Annotated in this window: 13 protein-coding genes; 7 read left to right on the plus strand and 6 right to left on the minus strand. The window is 74.3% G+C overall.

Translation table 11 applies throughout. The features are described from left to right. Positions 1–33 precede the first annotated feature (33 nt). Complete coding sequence (locus ACIQMX_RS17190) at positions 34–951, plus strand: LysR family transcriptional regulator (RefSeq protein ID WP_363073380.1); 918 nt, start codon at positions 34–36, stop codon at positions 949–951. Between the two features lie 27 nt (positions 952–978). Here the strand turns inward: ACIQMX_RS17190 and ACIQMX_RS17195 are convergent, their stop codons facing one another. Both ACIQMX_RS17195 and ACIQMX_RS17200 read right to left on the minus strand, forming a co-directional pair. Next, complete coding sequence (locus ACIQMX_RS17195; RefSeq protein ID WP_402478789.1) at positions 979–3,570, minus strand: FtsX-like permease family protein; 2,592 nt, start codon at positions 3,568–3,570, stop codon at positions 979–981. Beyond that, entirely contained in the window at positions 3,567–4,280 is a 714-nt protein-coding gene (locus ACIQMX_RS17200; protein ID WP_402478791.1) for an ABC transporter ATP-binding protein, read from the minus strand. The genes ACIQMX_RS17195 and ACIQMX_RS17200 overlap by 4 nt, the downstream gene beginning before the upstream one ends. A 165-nt stretch (positions 4,281–4,445) precedes the next feature. Between ACIQMX_RS17200 and ACIQMX_RS17205 the strand changes: the two genes are divergently transcribed. Together ACIQMX_RS17205 and ACIQMX_RS17210 are read left to right on the plus strand one after the other, a co-directional pair. Continuing rightward, on the plus strand, positions 4,446–5,675 hold the full coding sequence (locus ACIQMX_RS17205; protein WP_363073375.1) for a sensor domain-containing protein: 1,230 nt from the start codon (positions 4,446–4,448) through the stop codon (positions 5,673–5,675). Beyond that, positions 5,663–6,322, plus strand: a complete 660-nt coding sequence (locus ACIQMX_RS17210) for a response regulator transcription factor (protein ID WP_363073373.1) — start codon at positions 5,663–5,665, stop codon at positions 6,320–6,322. The genes ACIQMX_RS17205 and ACIQMX_RS17210 overlap by 13 nt, the downstream gene beginning before the upstream one ends. Positions 6,323–6,328: 6 nt before the next feature. Here ACIQMX_RS17210 and ACIQMX_RS17215 read toward each other — a convergent pair whose 3' ends face one another. Then, positions 6,329–6,715 carry a VOC family protein gene (locus tag ACIQMX_RS17215; RefSeq protein ID WP_363073371.1) on the minus strand — a complete coding sequence of 129 codons (387 nt, stop codon included), beginning with the start codon at positions 6,713–6,715 and terminating at the stop codon, positions 6,329–6,331. A 114-nt stretch (positions 6,716–6,829) separates the two neighbouring features. Here ACIQMX_RS17215 and ACIQMX_RS17220 point away from each other — a divergent pair, with 114 nt between their 5' ends. After that, positions 6,830–7,471, plus strand: a complete 642-nt coding sequence (locus ACIQMX_RS17220) for a nucleoside/nucleotide kinase family protein (RefSeq protein WP_402478795.1) — start codon at positions 6,830–6,832, stop codon at positions 7,469–7,471. A gap of 68 nt (positions 7,472–7,539) precedes the next feature. After that, on the plus strand, positions 7,540–8,670 hold the full coding sequence (locus tag ACIQMX_RS17225) for an aminopeptidase P family protein (RefSeq protein WP_363073367.1): 1,131 nt from the start codon (positions 7,540–7,542) through the stop codon (positions 8,668–8,670). 46 nt (positions 8,671–8,716) lie between these two features. Here the strand turns inward: ACIQMX_RS17225 and treZ are convergent, their stop codons facing one another. Next, positions 8,717–10,477, minus strand: a complete 1,761-nt coding sequence (treZ, locus tag ACIQMX_RS17230) for a malto-oligosyltrehalose trehalohydrolase (RefSeq protein WP_402478798.1) — start codon at positions 10,475–10,477, stop codon at positions 8,717–8,719. Positions 10,478–10,641: 164 nt separating this feature from the next. Between treZ and ACIQMX_RS17235 the strand changes: the two genes are divergently transcribed. Then, positions 10,642–11,997, plus strand: coding sequence for a GH1 family beta-glucosidase (locus tag ACIQMX_RS17235; protein ID WP_402478801.1), 1,356 nt, complete (start codon positions 10,642–10,644; stop codon positions 11,995–11,997). Between the two features lie 24 nt (positions 11,998–12,021). Here the strand turns inward: ACIQMX_RS17235 and ACIQMX_RS17240 are convergent, their stop codons facing one another. Beyond that, positions 12,022–12,978: a GNAT family N-acetyltransferase gene (locus ACIQMX_RS17240; RefSeq protein WP_363073361.1), complete on the minus strand. Its 957-nt coding sequence runs from the start codon at positions 12,976–12,978 to the stop codon at positions 12,022–12,024. Positions 12,979–13,153: 175 nt separating this feature from the next. Between ACIQMX_RS17240 and ACIQMX_RS17245 the strand changes: the two genes are divergently transcribed. Then, complete coding sequence (locus tag ACIQMX_RS17245; protein ID WP_402478804.1) at positions 13,154–13,720, plus strand: FHA domain-containing protein; 567 nt, start codon at positions 13,154–13,156, stop codon at positions 13,718–13,720. Positions 13,721–13,730: 10 nt separating this feature from the next. On the opposite strand, the gene lpdA is transcribed toward ACIQMX_RS17245, so the two are convergent. Further along, positions 13,731–15,152, minus strand: coding sequence for a dihydrolipoyl dehydrogenase (gene lpdA / locus ACIQMX_RS17250; protein WP_402478807.1), 1,422 nt, complete (start codon positions 15,150–15,152; stop codon positions 13,731–13,733). Positions 15,153–15,169 lie beyond the last annotated feature (17 nt).

Consider the following 15,169-nt stretch of genomic DNA (forward strand, 5'->3'; position numbering starts at 1 on the left):
GGGCATCCCGCGCGACCTGGGACAATAGGGCACATGATCGATGCACGGCGGCTGCGCATCCTGCGTGCGGTGGCGGACCACCGCACGGTGACGGCCGCGGCCGCCGCGCTGTACCTGACCCCGTCCGCCGTCTCCCAGCAGCTCGCCGCGCTGGAGCAGGAGACCGGCCACCGGCTGGTCGAGCGGAACGCCCGCGGCGCCCGGCTCACCCCGTCGGGGGACATCCTGCTGACCCACGCCAACGCGGTGCTGGCCCAGCTGGAACGGGCCGAGGCCGAACTGGCCGCGTACAGCTCGGGTGACGCCGGTACGGTCACCGTCGCCGCCTTCGCCACCGGCATCGGCCTGGTCCTCGCCCCCGCGATCGCCGCCCTGAACAGGACCGCACCCGGCATCAAGGTCCGCGTCCAGGACGCCGAGGGCGACGCGAGCGTCCCCATGGTGCTGGACCGGCAGGTCGATGTGGCGGTCGCGGTCGAGTACCGCGGCGCGCCGGGCGAGGACGACCGGCGGCTCACCCGCGTACCGCTGTACTCGGAACCGTTCGACGCGGTGCTCCCGGTGGGGCACCGGCTGGCCGGCCAGGAGCAGGTGGCCGTCGCCGATCTGGCGAAGGACGCGTGGATCGGCCCCTACCCGGGCAATCCCTGCCACGACGTGGTCGTCCTGGCCTGCGAGTACGCCGGTTTCGCGCCGAACCTCGAACACTCCTCGGACGACTTCCACGCGGTGGTCGCGCTCGCCGGCGCCGGCGCCGGAGTCGCCCTGGTCCCGCGCTCCGCGCTCCGCGGCGTGGCCCCGGCGGGCGTGGTGGTCCGGCCGGTGCAGGGCAGCGCGCCCACCCGCCGGGTCTTCGCGGCGGTGCGGCGGGGCACGGAGGCGCATCCGCTGATCGCCCCGGTACTGGAGGCGCTGGCGGGGGCGGCGGGAACCGACGTGCTCGCGGTGTGAGGCCCGGGACCCCGGCGGCCGGGCGCCTCAGCCCACCGCGGGGCCGTGCCCGCCGCCCCGCGTCCCCGGGAACAGCGTGCCCAGGGCCGCGGCCGCCGTCACGGCCGCCGCCAGGACCCCGTACCGCTCCGGCGGGAGGCAAGGAAGGCCGCCCGTCGCCGGGAGCGCGAACGCCAGCAGCGGGATCGCCGCGACCACGGTCCCGATGGCCAGACCGGCCACCGCCACCAGGCCCGTCTCCAGCACCCGCATCCGCAGCAGCTGCCCGCGCCCCGTGCCGACCAGCCGCAGCAGGCGGAACTCGGGGCGGCGGCCGACCGAGATCAGGGCCAGCGTGCTGACCACGGCCAGCAGCGCGAAGCCGCCGATCACTGCGACGCCGATGATGATCAGGGCCTCGTCCTGGTCCGGGGACGACGGGCCGGTCCGCACATCGTCCGCCGTCGCCGGCCGGACACGCAGCCCCTTGTACGGTGCCAGCGCGCGGCGCACGGCCGATGCCGCGTTCCCGCCGTCAGCCGAGCGCACCAGGATCCGCTGATCGCGCGCAGCGGACACGTGCGGGGCCAGCGCCTCGCGGGGCAGCATGAACTCACCGAGTCCCAGGGCTCGTTCGTAGACCGCGACCACCGTGAGCGTTACCTGCGCACCGTCCCCGAGGCGCAGCTTCACCCGGTCCCCGACACCGGCACCCAGGTCGTCGGCCCGGTCCCTGCCCACGGCGACCGTGCCCCGGCCCGTGAGGCCGGCCGCGTCACCCGCCGTGACCCCGGCGTCGAGCGTGCCGGCCAGCTGGTCCGCCGTGACGCCCAGCACCGGGAAGCGGTCCAGGACCGGGTCGCCCGCGTCGCGGTGTGCCAGGACGATTGCCGACCGCAGCAGCCCCGTCGCGGCGGCCACACCGCGCGCCCCGCGCACGGCCTCGGCCGCCCGTGCCGGGATACCCGCCGCCGGGCCCGTCACCACCAGGTCCGCCCGCAGGGCGTCGGCCGCCTGCCGGCCGGCGGCCCGCTCCAGCGTCGCACCGGCCGCCAGCTGCACGCACACGAACGCGACGACCAGCACGATCGGGGTGAGGGCGGCCCCCAGCCGGCGGTGGTGCGCGGCGGCGGACCGGGCGGCCAGGAACCCGGAGACCCCGCCCGCACGCCGGACCGGTGCGCCGAGGACCCGCATCGAGACCCGCGCGGTCCACGGACCGAGCAGTGCCACCGCGATGATCAGCGAGGTCGCCGCACCGGACGCCGCCAGGGCCGCGGCCCGACCGCTCAGCGTGGCCGCCGTACCCGCCGAACCGAGCCCCGCGACCGCCAGCAGCACACCGGCGCCGGTACGCACCCGTCCCGGCTCGTCCGGCTCCGCCGTCCGCGCCGCGCTCAGGGCGGCCGCGGGCCGCATCCGGGTCACCGCACGCGCCGCCGCCGACGCCACCGGCCGGGCGGCCAGGGCGACGAGCAGCGCGCCCACGGCACCTGCCGCGACCGGCAGCCACGCCGGGACGGGCAGCGGCAGCGGGTCCGTCGTCAGCAGCGACCGCATCAGCAGCCCGAGCGGCACGGAGCCGGCCGCGCCCAGCACCGCGGCGGCGCCCGCGACCCGGCCCGCCTCACGGCCGACCGCCGACCTGAGCTGCCGGGGAGTCGCCCCGACCGCCCGCAGCAGCGCCAGTTCGCCGGAGCGCTGGTGCACCGCCTGGGAGACCGCGCAGGCGATCACGAGCAGGGCCACCATGACCACGGTCGCGGCGATCGACGCCAGCATCCCCAGCAGATCGCCGCGCCCGCCGAGCGCGTCGACGTGCTCCGCCTCGCCCCGTGCGGCACCCGTCAGCACACGGGGACCTCGCTCACCTCCGCCCTGCCCCGCCACGGCCCCGCCCAGTGAAGCCCGCAGCGCGTCGGCGGACACGCCCCGCTCGGCCACGACGCCGATCGCGTCGACGGTGCCGGGGTGCCCGGCCAGTGCGGTGAGCCGGGCCTCGGTGAAGAACACGGCGGGCAGGCGGCCCCGGCGGCCGGCGGCGGCCACCCCGCTGACGGTGTACTGCCGGGCCACGCCGCCCACTTGAAGCGTGACGCGTCGGCCGGGGCCCGCCAGCGCCGCGTCCACGACCACCTCGGAAGCGGACTCCGGGGCGCGCCCCTCGGACAGCTCGTACGGGGTGAGCACTGCGGACGGCCAGGAACGGCCCACCGCCGGCGCCCCGTTGCCCACCGTCACCGGAACCGAGTCGTCCGCGACGGCCCGGGCCACGCCGTCCGCCGCTGCCGCCCGCGCCACCACGGACCGGTCCAGCCGCACCCGTTCCGGCAGATGGGCGGTGGCCGTCTGCGGCTCACTGCCCCACGGCTTCGCCGTGTACGTGACCCGCTGGTCGGCCACCACGACCGCGTCGGCCCCGGCGTGACGCTCCACCGGAGGCTTCGCCAGCAGCAGCGACCCCAGCACCAGGGCGAAGGCGCCGAGCAGCGCGGCCGCGGCCGCCGCCGCCGCGAACACGGCGGTCCAGGCCCGGCGGTGGGCCGCCAGGGAGCGGCGGGCCAGGAATGCCGAGGCCCGCCGGCTCCCGGCCCGTACGGACGCGCGCTCCGTCTTGCTCCGCGCTTCGTTGACCGTCATCGCAGCCGGCCGCCGTCCATCGTCATGACCGTGTCGGCCCAGCTCGCCGCCACCGGGTCATGGGTGACCATCACGACCGTGCGGCCGTCGAGCCGCACCGCGTCCCGCAGCAGGCCCAGCACCAGCGCCGCCGCCTTCGGGTCCAGCGAAGCCGTCGGCTCGTCCGCGAAGAGCACATCGGGCCCGGTCACCAGCGCACGCGCCACCGCCACTCGTTGCTGCTGCCCGCCCGACAGCGTCCCCGGTCGCTCCCCGCCCCGGCCGGACAGCCCGACGCGCTCCAGCAGCAGTCGGCCGCGGTCCAGCACGTCAGCGGCCCCGGGGTCGGCCCCGGCCAGGACCAGCGGCAGCACGACGTTCTCCTCGATGCTCAGCGACGGCACCAGATTCAGCGCGTGCGACTGGAAGACGAAGCCGATCCGGTCCCGGCGCAGCCGGGTCAGCGCGGCCTCGGAGAGCGTGCCGAGGTCGGTCCCCGCGATCCGTACCGTGCCCGACGACGGCCGGTCCAGGCCCGCCGCGCACTGGAGGAACGTGCTCTTGCCCGACCCCGAGGGACCGGCCACCGCGGTGAAGCTCCCCACGGGAATCACACAGCTCACCGCATCCAGCGCGACCGCCTCCCGGCCGCTGCCGCGCCGCCCGTGGCGGCGGCTCACCGACTCCAGCTCCAGCGCCGCCGTGCGCACTGCCGCGGTTGTCCCCACCATGGTCCCCTCGCTTCATCCGTACTTTCCGACCTGCGAAAACGCTATGAGCGCGAGGGGGTGGGGGCGAGGGTGCGCGCTCCCGGACGGGGGTGCAGCAGGCACCACCACGGGCGGGGGTGACCGTGCCACTCCGGCGGCGGACCGGCCCCCGTAACGTGGTGTGTCATGAGCACCGCCCCTGTCCCGCTGACGGTCGCCGTCCGGCGTTCCTGGCACGCCTCGCGCTATGTCCTCATCGGCATCCCGATCGCCCTGTCCGCCTATGTCGCCACGTTCCTGCTGGTGGCGGCGCTGCTCTTCGCGGTCGTGGTCATCGGACTGCCGGCGCTGCCCGAGGCGGCCAAGGCGCTGCACCGGTTCGCGGAGTTCGAACGGCGCAGGGCGGCGGCCTACCTCGGACTGCCCCTGCGGCCCACGCCGTACCTCCCGCTCGACGGCCGGGAACTGGCCGAGCGGGTCAGGAACGTGCTGACCGACCCCGTCGTCCGGCGCGAGGCGGTGTGGCTGCCGTTCCAGGCGCTGGCCGGCAACCTCATCGGCTACCTCACGATGGTGCTGTGGCCGGTGGGCCTGCTGGTGGACGGGATCGTGCTGAGCGCCGTGCACCTGCTGGACCGGCGCGGCAGCGACGAGTACGGCACGCCACCGCCCGAGCGCCCCGGCCCGGTCCTGCGCTGGCACCCCGTACTGGCGGAACTGTCCGCGAGCTGGACCAGATCCCTGCTGACGCCCCCGCACTCCGCCGAACTCGCCGAACGCGTGAACCAGTTGACGGAGAGCCGGGCCGGCGCGGTCGAGGCGCACGGCGCGGAACTCCGCCGTATCGAACGGGATCTGCACGACGGCGCCCAGGCCCGCATCGTCGCCCTGTCGATGCGCATCGGACTCGCCAAGCAGGTCCTGGACCGGGACCCGGCCGCCGCACGGCAGCGCCTGGACGAGGCCCAGGACGGCGTCGACGCGGCGCTCGCCGAGCTGCGGCACGTGGTCCGCGGCATCCATCCGCCGATCCTGACGGACCGTGGACTGGCGGGAGCGGTACGGGCACTGGCGGCGGACTCGGCGGTCCCCGTCACGGTGGAGCTCGACGGCGTCGAGGACGGACTCCGGCTGCCGGCCGCCATCGAGGCCGCCGCCTACTTCGTCGTCGCCGAGGCCCTCACCAACATCGGCAAGCACAGCGGAGCGACGGCCGCGCGCGTGCGGATCGACCGGGCCCCGGGAGCCCTGCTCGTGGCCATCGGGGACGATGGACACGGCGGCGCGGACGAACGCGGCGGCAGCGGGCTGGTCGGGATCCGGCGGCGGATCGCCGCCCTGGACGGCGCCACCCGCATCAGCAGCCCCACCGGGGGGCCGACGGATATCGAAGTGGAGCTGCCGTGCGGATCGTGATTGCCGAGGACAACGCCCTGCTGCGGGAGGGCCTCGTCCTCCTGCTGACCAGCTCGGGCCACGAGGTGGTCGCGGACGCCGCGGCGGGCCCCGAGGTACTGCCCGCGCTGCTGGAGCACCGTCCGGACGCCGCCGTCCTCGACGTACGGCTGCCGCCCACCTTCCGCGACGAGGGGCTGCGCGCCGCCATCGCCGCACGCAGGGAGATGCCCGACCTGCCGGTCCTGGTCCTCTCGCAGTACGTGGAGGAGACGTACGCCGCCGAGCTGCTCGCCCAGGGCGCGCAGGGCATCGGCTATCTGCTCAAGGACCGGGTGGGCCGCGTCGACCAGTTCCTCCAGGCCCTGGACCGGGTGGTGGCGGGCGGCACCGCGCTCGACCCCGAGGTGGTCAGCCAGCTGATGACCCGCAAGGCGTCCGCGAAGCCCCTGCTGAGCCTCACGCCCCGTGAGCGGGAGGTGCTGGAACTGATGGCCCAGGGCAAGGCCAACGGCACCATCGCCACCGAACTCGTCGTCACCGAGCGGGCGGTGAGCAAGCACATCGGTTCCATCTTCGCCAAGCTCGGCCTCGAACCGGACGACGGCTCGGTCCACCGCCGGGTCCTCGCGGTCCTGGCGTACCTGGAGGGCAGCGGGGCGCGCTGAGCGCGCTCACGCGGGCTGGAGCAGGTCCCAGCGGTTGCCGTACAGGTCCTCGAAGACCGCGACCGAGCCGTAGACCTCGTGCCGCGGCTCCTCCAGGAACCGGACCCCCGCCGCGAGCATGCGCGCGTGGTCGCCGGCGAAGTCCCCGGTGTGCAGGAAGAAGCCGACCCGCCCGCCGGTCTGCGCCCCGACACTCGCGCCCTGCGCCTCGTCCTTGGCCCGGGCCAGCAACAGCCCCGTGCCCTCGGTTCCGCGCGGGCGCACCACGATCCAGCGGGAGCCGTCGCCCCGGTCGGTGTCCTCCACCAGCTCGAAGCCGAGGGCGCCGGTGTAGAAGCTGAGCGCCTCGTCGTAGTCGCGGACGACCAGGGTGACCAGAGCGATGTGGGACATGGGATTCCTCGCGAGACGGAAGGGGAAGGGGCAGGCCGCAGGCCCGTGGGGCCTCTCGTCCGGATCATGCTGGGCCGATCCCGGCGAAAGACCCTGGACGGGACAATATCCGCCATGGACACCAGTGACCTCACCGGGCTGACGGCCCGCGCCCGCCGCCTCGCCCTCGCCGGGGACCGCCGCATCCTCGGAATCGCCGGGCCGCCCGGTGCCGGGAAGTCCACCCTGGCGGAGCGGCTCGTCGACGCGCTCGGCCCTCTCGCCGTCCTCGTGCCCATGGACGGCTTCCATCTGGCCCAGGCCGAACTGGAACGGCTCGGCCGGGCACAGCGCAAGGGCGCGCCCGACACCTTCGACGCCGCCGGGTACGCGGCCCTGCTCCGTCGGCTGCGGACACCGGAGCCGGGCACCGTCGTGTACGCCCCCGCCTTCGACCGCTCCCTGGAGCAGCCGGTCGCGGGATCCGTCCCCGTACCGCCGGACGTGCCCCTGGTCGTCACCGAGGGCAACTACCTCCTGTACGGGGAAGGGGACTGGGCGCCCGTGCGGGGGCTGCTCGACGAGGCATGGTTCCTGGAGCTCGACAGGGACGTACGGATCCGCAGGCTCGTCGACCGGCATGTGCGGTTCGGCAAGGAGCGCGCCCGCGCCGAGCGTTGGGTGGCCGGTTCCGACGAGGCCAACGCGCGGCTCGTCGAGGCCGGGTGGGACCGCGCCGACCTCGTCGTACGGCTCGACACCGGCACGCCGCCCTGACCGCTCGCGGCCGGGCCCCCGGACGGGCAGGATGCAGGGAGCCGTTCCGCGCCGCCAGGAGGTCCCGCATGTCCAGCCCGAACCAGCCCGTTCCGTTCACCGCCGACGACTACCGGGCCCGGATGGCGCGGGCCGCCGAGAGCGCCGCAGCCGCCGGGCTCGCGGGTGTGCTGGTGGCCCCCGGACCGGACATGGTCCATCTCACCGGCTATCAGCCCACCGCCGTCACCGAGCGCCTGACCGTTCTCGTCCTCGTCGCGGGCCGGGACCCGGTACTGGTCGTACCGACCCTGGAGGCTCCGGACGCCGAGAAGGCCGTCGGCGCGCCCGCGCTGACCCTGCGCGACTGGACCGACGGCAAGGACCCCTACGCCGTCACCGCGCCGCTGCTCGACGGCCGGGGCCGGTTCGGCATCAGCGACAACGCCTGGGCCATGCATCTGCTCGGCCTCCAGCAGCTGCTGCCCGGGACCTCGTACGCCTCCCTCACCGAGGTCCTCCCGATGCTGCGCGCCGTGAAGGACGGCCCTGAGCTGGAACGGCTGGCCGCCGCGGGGGCCGCCGCCGACGCCACGTACGAGGAGATCCTGAAGGTCCGGTTCTCCGGCCGCAAGGAGACCGACGTGGCCGCCGACCTGGCCCGGCTCCTCACCGAGTCCGGGCACTCCCAGGTCGACTTCACCGTGGTCGGCTCCGGGCCCAACGGCGCCAACCCGCACCACGAGGCGGGCGATCGCACCATCGGGCGCGGCGACATGGTGGTGCTCGACTTCGGCGGCCTCAAGCACGGATACGGCTCGGACACCTCCCGCACGGTCCACGTCGGCGAACCCACCGCCGAGGAGCAGCGGGTCCACGACATCGTGCGGGAAGCACAGGAAGCGGGCTGCCGGGCCGTCCGGCCCGGTGTCGCCTGTCAGGAGATCGACCGGGCCGCCCGCGCCGTCATCACCGAGTTCGGCTACGGGGAGCGCTTCATCCACCGCACCGGCCACGGCATCGGCGTCACCACCCACGAGCCGCCGTACATGATCGAGGGCGAGGAGCAGCCGCTCGTCCCCGGCATGTGCTTCTCGGTGGAGCCGGGCATCTATCTGCCGGGCCGCTTCGGCGTCCGGATCGAGGACATCGTGACCGTCACCGAGGACGGCGGCCGGCGCCTCAACGCCACCGCCCGCGAACTGGCGGTCGTCGAGTAGGGGCTGCCTCGCCGGGGATGGCGGGACAGCCCCCAAAGGCGGCCGGTCAGTCGTCGGCCAGCACCACGCAGGACTCCGGCGGCAGATGCAGCAGCCCGTCCGCGCCGGGTGCGTCGACGGGAAGCCAGGCGGCCAGCACCCTGCCGCCGCCACTGCGGTGCCGGCCGCCGCCCAGCGGGATCGTGGCCGGCTTCCCGTCGAGGTTGACGGCGATCCGCAGATCGCCCCGGCGCAGCGCCAGCCAGCGTGCCTCGTCGTCGTACGCCGTCTTCACCGTCGCCAGATCGGGGTCGCTGAGGTCGGGCAGGGAGCGGCGCAGCGCGATCAGTTCGCGGTACCAGGCGTGCAGGCGGGCGTGCGGTTCGCGACGCGGCTCGCTCCAGTCCAGGCACGACCGGTCGCGGGTGGCGGGGTCCTGCGGGTCCGGGATGTCCTCCTCGGCCCAGCCGTGCGCCCCGAACTCCCGCCGCCTGCCGGTGCGTACGGCCTCGGCGAGTTCCGGATCGGTGTGGTCGGTGAAGAACTGCCAGGGTGTACGGGCACCCCACTCCTCGCCCATGAACAGCATCGGGGTGAAGGGGCCGGTCAGCACGAGCGCCGCCGCGCAGGCCAGCAGGCCGGGGGTGAGGGAGGCGGCGAGCCGGTCGCCGAGCGCCCGGTTGCCGATCTGGTCATGGGTCTGGGCGTAGCCGACGAAGCGGTGGGCGGCGCTGCGGGTGACGTCGACGGGGCGGCCGTGCGTACGGCCGCGGAAGCTGGAGTACGTACCGTCGTGGAAGAAGGCGCTCGTCACGGTCTTGGCGAGGCCGGCCAGCGGGGCGGCGGCGAAGTCCGCGTAGTAGCCCTGGGACTCGCCCGTCAGCGCGGTGTGCAGGCAGTGGTGGAAGTCGTCGTTCCACTGGGCGTGCAGACCGGTGCCGCCGCACTCGCGCGGAGCCGTCGTGCGCGGGTCGCAGAGGTCGGACTCGGCGATCAGCGCGAGCGGACGGCCCAGTTCGGCCGAGAGCGCGTCGGTGGCGGCGGACAGTTCCTCCAGGAACGTCAGCGCCCGGGTGTCGGCCAGCGCGTGGACCGCGTCGAGCCGCAGCCCGTCGAGCCGGTAGTCGCGCAGCCAGGCGAGCGCGCTGCCCAGCAGGAACGCCCGCACCTCGTCGGAGCCAGGCGCGTCCAGATTGACCGCCGCGCCCCAGGGCGTGTGGTGCGTCTCGGTGAAGTACGGGCCGAAGGCGGGGAGGTAGTTGCCGGACGGGCCCAGGTGGTTGTGGACCACGTCCAGAACGACCGCGAGCCCGAGCCCGTGCGCGGTGTCGACGAAGCGCTTGAGTCCCCCGGGGCCGCCGTACGGCTCGTGCACGGCCCACAGTGACACACCCTCGTACCCCCATCCGTGGACCCCGGGGAACGGGCAGACCGGCATCAGGGACACATGGGTGATGCCCAGTTCGGCGAGATGCCCCAGCCGGGCCGCCGCCGCGTCGAAGGTGCCTTCGCCGGTGAACGTACCGATGTGCAGCTCGTACAGGACCGCGCCCGGCAGCCCGCGTCCCGCCCAGTCGGTGTGCCAGGCGTACGTGTCGTGGTCGACGACGGCGCTCTCGCCGTCCGGCCCGTCCGGCTGGCGGCGCGAGCGGGGATCGGGGCGCACCGGGCCGCCGTCGAGCACGAAGCCGTAGCGGTCGCCGTCCGCCGCCTGCGCCTCGGCGGTCCACCAGCCGGGCCGGTCCGGATCACGTTCCATGGTCCGCAGCCCACCCGACAGCCGCAGGGCGGCCGCATCCGCGTCCGGTGCCCATACCTCGAACAACATGCAGCGCTCCCTCGTTTCGTCCACCGGCCCATGGTCGGCAGACGGCGCGATCTTCGACCCGCGACACTGGATCGAGCCCGTTACTGGCGATTAAGGTCTGGTTCTGATCATTGCCCTGTCGGCTTCTGACATACGCACTCCCTCTTACGGCTGTGGAGGCCGAGATGACCGTGCCGCCGTTCCCGCCCGGCTTCCTCTGGGGAGCCTCCGCCTCCGCCTTCCAGACCGAGGGCGCCGTCGACACCGACGGCAAGGGGCCCTCCGGCTGGGACGCCTTCGCCGCGCAGCCCGGACGCATCAAGGACGGCACCGACACCACCCGCGGTACCGGTTTCCACCGGTACTACCGCGAGGACGTCGCGCTGCTGGCCGGGCTCGGCGCCGACGCCTTCCGGTTCTCGGTGAGCTGGCCACGCGTCGTCCCCGGCGGCAGCGGGCCGGTCAACCCGCAGGGGCTCGACTTCTACGACCGGCTCGTCGACGAACTCTGCGCCCACGGCATCACCCCGGCCCCCACCCTCTACCACTGGGACACCCCGCTCCCGCTGGACGAGGCCGGCGGTTGGCTCAACCGCGACACGGCCCACCGCTTCGCCGAGTACGCGGGCATCGTCGCCGAACGGCTCGCCGACCGCGTCCCCATGTGGATCACGATCAACGAACCCGCCGAAGTGACCATGCTGGGCTACGCACTCGGCGAGCACGCCCCCGGCCGTACCCTCCTCTTCGACGCCCTGCCCGCCGCCCACCACCAGCTCCTCGCCCACGGTCTGGCCGTGCGCGCGCTGCGGGCCGCGGGCGCCGCCAACATCGGCATAGCCCTCTCGCACTCCCCGGTCTGGACGGCCGGGGAGTCGGAGGAGGACCGCTTCGGCGCCGAGCTGTACGACACCCTCACCAACCGGCTGTTCTCCGACCCGCTCCTCACCGGCCGCTACCCCGACGAGAACGTCGCCGCCCTCATGCCGGGCCCCGTCGAGGACGACCTGCGGACCATCTCCACCCCGCTCGACTGGTACGGCGTCAACTACTACAACCCCACGCTGGTCGGCGCGCCCGCGGCCGACGCCCTCGACAGCTTCGCCGGTTTCGGCATGCCCGCCGAACTTCCCTTCGGCATCAGGAGGATCGAGGGGTACGAGACGACGGACTTCGGCTGGCCCGTCGTCCCGGACGGGCTGCGCGAGACCCTCGTCCAGCTACGGGACCGCTACGGAGACCGGCTCCCGCCGCTCTACATCACCGAGAACGGCTGCGCCGTCGACGAACCCACCGCCGACACCCGCCGGATCGCTTTCCTCGACGCCCACCTGGGCGCCCTGCGGGAGGCCATCGACGCGGGCGTCGACGTACGCGGCTACTTCACCTGGTCGCTGACCGACAACATCGAGTGGACCGAGGGGGCCGGCAAGCGGTTCGGCCTCGTCCACATCGACTACGAGACACTGCGCCGCACGCCCAAGGAGTCGTACGCCTGGTACCGCGACGTCATCAGGCAGCAGCGGGCGCAGGGGGCCTGACGCGAGCCGCCGCCCGCCCTCGCGTCAGTGGTCCCACACCATGTCGAAGGCGCGCTCGAAGTTGACGTAGCCCAGCCGCGCGAAGGACTTCGCCATCGGCACGTTGCCGAGGTCCGTCGCCGCCCGGATGCGCTCCACGCCGTCCTGCGCGGCGAGCACCCGGGTTCCCTCGGCGAGGAGTTCGTCGATGTGGCCGTGACCGCGCCGGGCCGGCAGTACGCCGATGTACGCGATGACCGGGTTGTAGCTGTTGCGGGCCGGGATCACGAAGCCGACCGGTTCGCCGTCCGGGAGTTCGGCGACGCGCCACCACTCCCGGGGGGTCGAGTAGTGCGCGAGCTCCTCGTCGTAGTGCTTCTCCGCGGCCTCGCGCGCCGACAGGCCCGACGCCAGATCCTGCTGCCCGTGGGCGTCGAGCGTGCCCTCCATCACCGGCGTCATCAGCGCGAGGAGATCCTCGCGCCCTGCCACCGGCCGGAACCGCAGACGGCCGCTGTCGGCGGGCACGGGCGTGCCCGCCCGCCACTCCAGGCGCAGCCGCTCCACGAGCATCCGGGCACCGCTGCGTTCCATGACCCGCACGCGCGCCTCCACGACGTCACGGGCCGCCGGGTCCTCACGCCAGTCGGGCGGTACGTAGCGCCCGTACTCGGGACGCGGGGCACCGGCCGGAACGACGGCGGCCGTCGCCGTCTCCAGCAGCCGCAGCCCCGCCTCCCCGCGTTCGGGCTCGGGCAGCGTGTCGTCCAGGTCGAAGACGTCGAGGAGCAGCGGCTCCTTGCCGTCCTTGCTCCACCAGGCGATCCGCGCCACCACCCGGTCGCCCCGCAGGGCCACCCACATCCATTCCGGGCGGCGACGCCCCGCCGCCAGGTCGTCCGCGAGCTCGTGATCCAGGACATAGGAAAGCCGGCAGAAGAGAGCGAGCTCCTGCGGCCCGCTGATCGGACGGACGGTCGGGCCAAGTGGTGCGTCGAGCACAAATCCCCCACGGGTGTACGGGCTCGCCCGGCGGTCGCCGGAGCGGCACGGCGGCCGACAGTAGCAACGCCCGGCGCGCGGCGCCGAGGATATTTCCGGGATGCCGCGCAGGTCAGGACGGCGAAAGCGGCGATGTTCTGGACACTCCGGGGCCGTCGGCCCGACAATTGGCCCTGTGACGTCCTCCTTCGAGTCCCACACGTATCCCGCGCGGCTCTCCGACGCCCAGCGAGACCGTGTTCTCGGTGTGCTCAGAGAGGGTGCGGCACAGGGCAAGCTCTCCCACGACACCTTCATGCGGCGCATGGAACTGGCCCTGTCCGCCAGCCGTTCCGAGCAACTGGAGGCGCTCACCGCCGACCTGGGCCGCGACGGCCGCTGGTCGCGGCAGCTGTTCCGGGCCGTGAGCGGGGTCTCCGGCTTCCCCGAACGGATGCGCAGGGCGTGGCGGGCCGAACGGCTGCCCAAACTGCTGCTCCCGGCCCCGAGTCCGCACCCCCTGCGCATCGGACGCGACCCGGGCAACGGACTCCGCCTCAGCCACGAGACGGTGTCCCGGATGCACGCCGAACTCACCGCGGACGGCAGCCTGTGGCTGCTGCGCGACCTCGGATCGACCAACGGCACCTGCGTCAACGGGCAGCGCGTCACGGGAGCGGTCCTGGTGCGGGAGGGCGATCAGGTGAGCTTCGGCAGGATGGCCTTCCGGCTCTCCGCGCCCGCGCTCCGGCCTCCGGCGTAACCCGGCGCGTTCACGCCTGCTGGTGCAGTCCGCGGCCGGCCAGGGTGAGGAACGCCTCGCCGACCGCCTCCGAGAGGGTGGGGTGCGGGTGGATGTGGTGGGCCACATCCAGGGGTTCGGCGTCCCAGCCGACGATCAGCTGGCTCTCGGCGATCATCTCCGAGACGTGCGGCCCGACCAGATGTACTCCCAGCACCCGGCCGCCGCGCTCCGCGACCACCTTCACCATGCCGCCCTGCCCGTGCACCATGCCCTTGGCGACGGCGGTCAGCGGCATCGTGCTGACCGCGACATCGTGCCCGGCGTCACGGGCCTGTGCCTCGGAGAGCCCCACCGAAGCGGTCTGCGGTGCGGAGTACGTGACCCGGGGCACCGCCGCGTAGTCCACCGGCGCCGGACGCAGACCGGCCAGCGTCTCGGCGGTCAGCAGCCCCTCCGCGAACGACGCGTGGGCCAGCCCGGGGGACGGCGGCGGCAGAAGATCGCCGACCACGTGGATGCCCGGCACGGAGGTCTCCAGCCGCGACCAGTCCGCGGGCACCACATGCCCCCGCTCGTCGGTGGTGAGGCCCGCCGCCGCGAGGCCCAGACCGTCCGTCACCGGAACCCGGCCGACCGCCACGAGCAGCCGCTCGGCCTCCACGCTCCGGCTCTCGCCGCGCGCGGTGCGCACCGTGGCCCCGACCCCGTCGTCGACCACGGTCGCGTCCAGCAGCCGCGCCCCCGTCAGCACGTCGATCCCGCGCTTCTTCAGACCGCGGGTCAGATGGCGCGACACATCGGCGTCCTCCAGCGGGACGAGCCGGTCGGCGGCCTCCACCAGAGTGACCCGCGCCCCCAGCGACCGGTGCAGCGACGCGTACTCGACCCCGATGGCCCCGCCGCCCAGCACCAGGACCGACTCCGGCAGACCCGGGGCGAACAGTGCGTCGTCGCTGGTGACCACGCGCCTGCCGTCGGCCACGAGGCCGGGCAGCATCCGGGGCCGCGACCCGGTCGCGAGCACGATCCCGCGACGGGCGGTGACCTCCCCGTACCCTTCGATCCGGACGCTTCGCGGTCCCGTCAGCCGGGCCCCACCGTGCACCACTTCGACGGCCGCGCGGGCCAGATGTCCTTCCACGCCGCGATGGTTGCGGGCCACGATGTCGTCGCGGGTGGCGACGAGCGCCGGCCAGTCCACCGAATCCAGCGTCGCCTTCACGCCCCAGCGCTCGCGGGCCTCCACGATGCCGTCGACGAGTTCCGCGGCGTGCAGCATCGCCTTGCTGGGGATGCAGCCCCGGTGCAGGCAGGTACCGCCCACCTTGTCGCGCTCGGCGAGGACCACCTCCAGGCCGAGCGCCGCCGCCCGCAGCGCGGTCGAGTAGCCGCCCGTACCGCCGCCGACGACCACGACATCGGTTTCGTTCACGTTCTGCTTCTGCGTCATGTCCTCAGCCTCCGCCC

The organism is Streptomyces sp. NPDC091416 (assembly GCF_044756845.1).
In the GTDB taxonomy this organism is placed as follows: domain Bacteria; phylum Actinomycetota; class Actinomycetes; order Streptomycetales; family Streptomycetaceae; genus Streptomyces.

What these genes read in the sequence shown, in the direction of transcription:
- ACIQMX_RS17190 (WP_363073380.1), top strand. Translation starts at nt 34, where the DNA reads ATGATCGATGCACGGCGGCTGCGCATCCTGCGTGCGGTGGCGGACCAC.
- ACIQMX_RS17195 (WP_402478789.1), bottom strand. Translation starts at nt 3,570, where the DNA reads ATGACGGTCAACGAAGCGCGGAGCAAGACGGAGCGCGCGTCCGTACGG.
- ACIQMX_RS17200 (WP_402478791.1), bottom strand. Translation starts at nt 4,280, where the DNA reads ATGGTGGGGACAACCGCGGCAGTGCGCACGGCGGCGCTGGAGCTGGAG.
- ACIQMX_RS17205 (WP_363073375.1), top strand. Translation starts at nt 4,446, where the DNA reads ATGAGCACCGCCCCTGTCCCGCTGACGGTCGCCGTCCGGCGTTCCTGG.
- ACIQMX_RS17215 (WP_363073371.1), bottom strand. Translation starts at nt 6,715, where the DNA reads ATGTCCCACATCGCTCTGGTCACCCTGGTCGTCCGCGACTACGACGAG.
- ACIQMX_RS17220 (WP_402478795.1), top strand. Translation starts at nt 6,830, where the DNA reads ATGGACACCAGTGACCTCACCGGGCTGACGGCCCGCGCCCGCCGCCTC.
- ACIQMX_RS17225 (WP_363073367.1), top strand. Translation starts at nt 7,540, where the DNA reads ATGTCCAGCCCGAACCAGCCCGTTCCGTTCACCGCCGACGACTACCGG.
- treZ (WP_402478798.1), bottom strand. Translation starts at nt 10,477, where the DNA reads ATGTTGTTCGAGGTATGGGCACCGGACGCGGATGCGGCCGCCCTGCGG.
- ACIQMX_RS17235 (WP_402478801.1), top strand. Translation starts at nt 10,642, where the DNA reads ATGACCGTGCCGCCGTTCCCGCCCGGCTTCCTCTGGGGAGCCTCCGCC.
- lpdA (WP_402478807.1), bottom strand. Translation starts at nt 15,152, where the DNA reads ATGACGCAGAAGCAGAACGTGAACGAAACCGATGTCGTGGTCGTCGGC.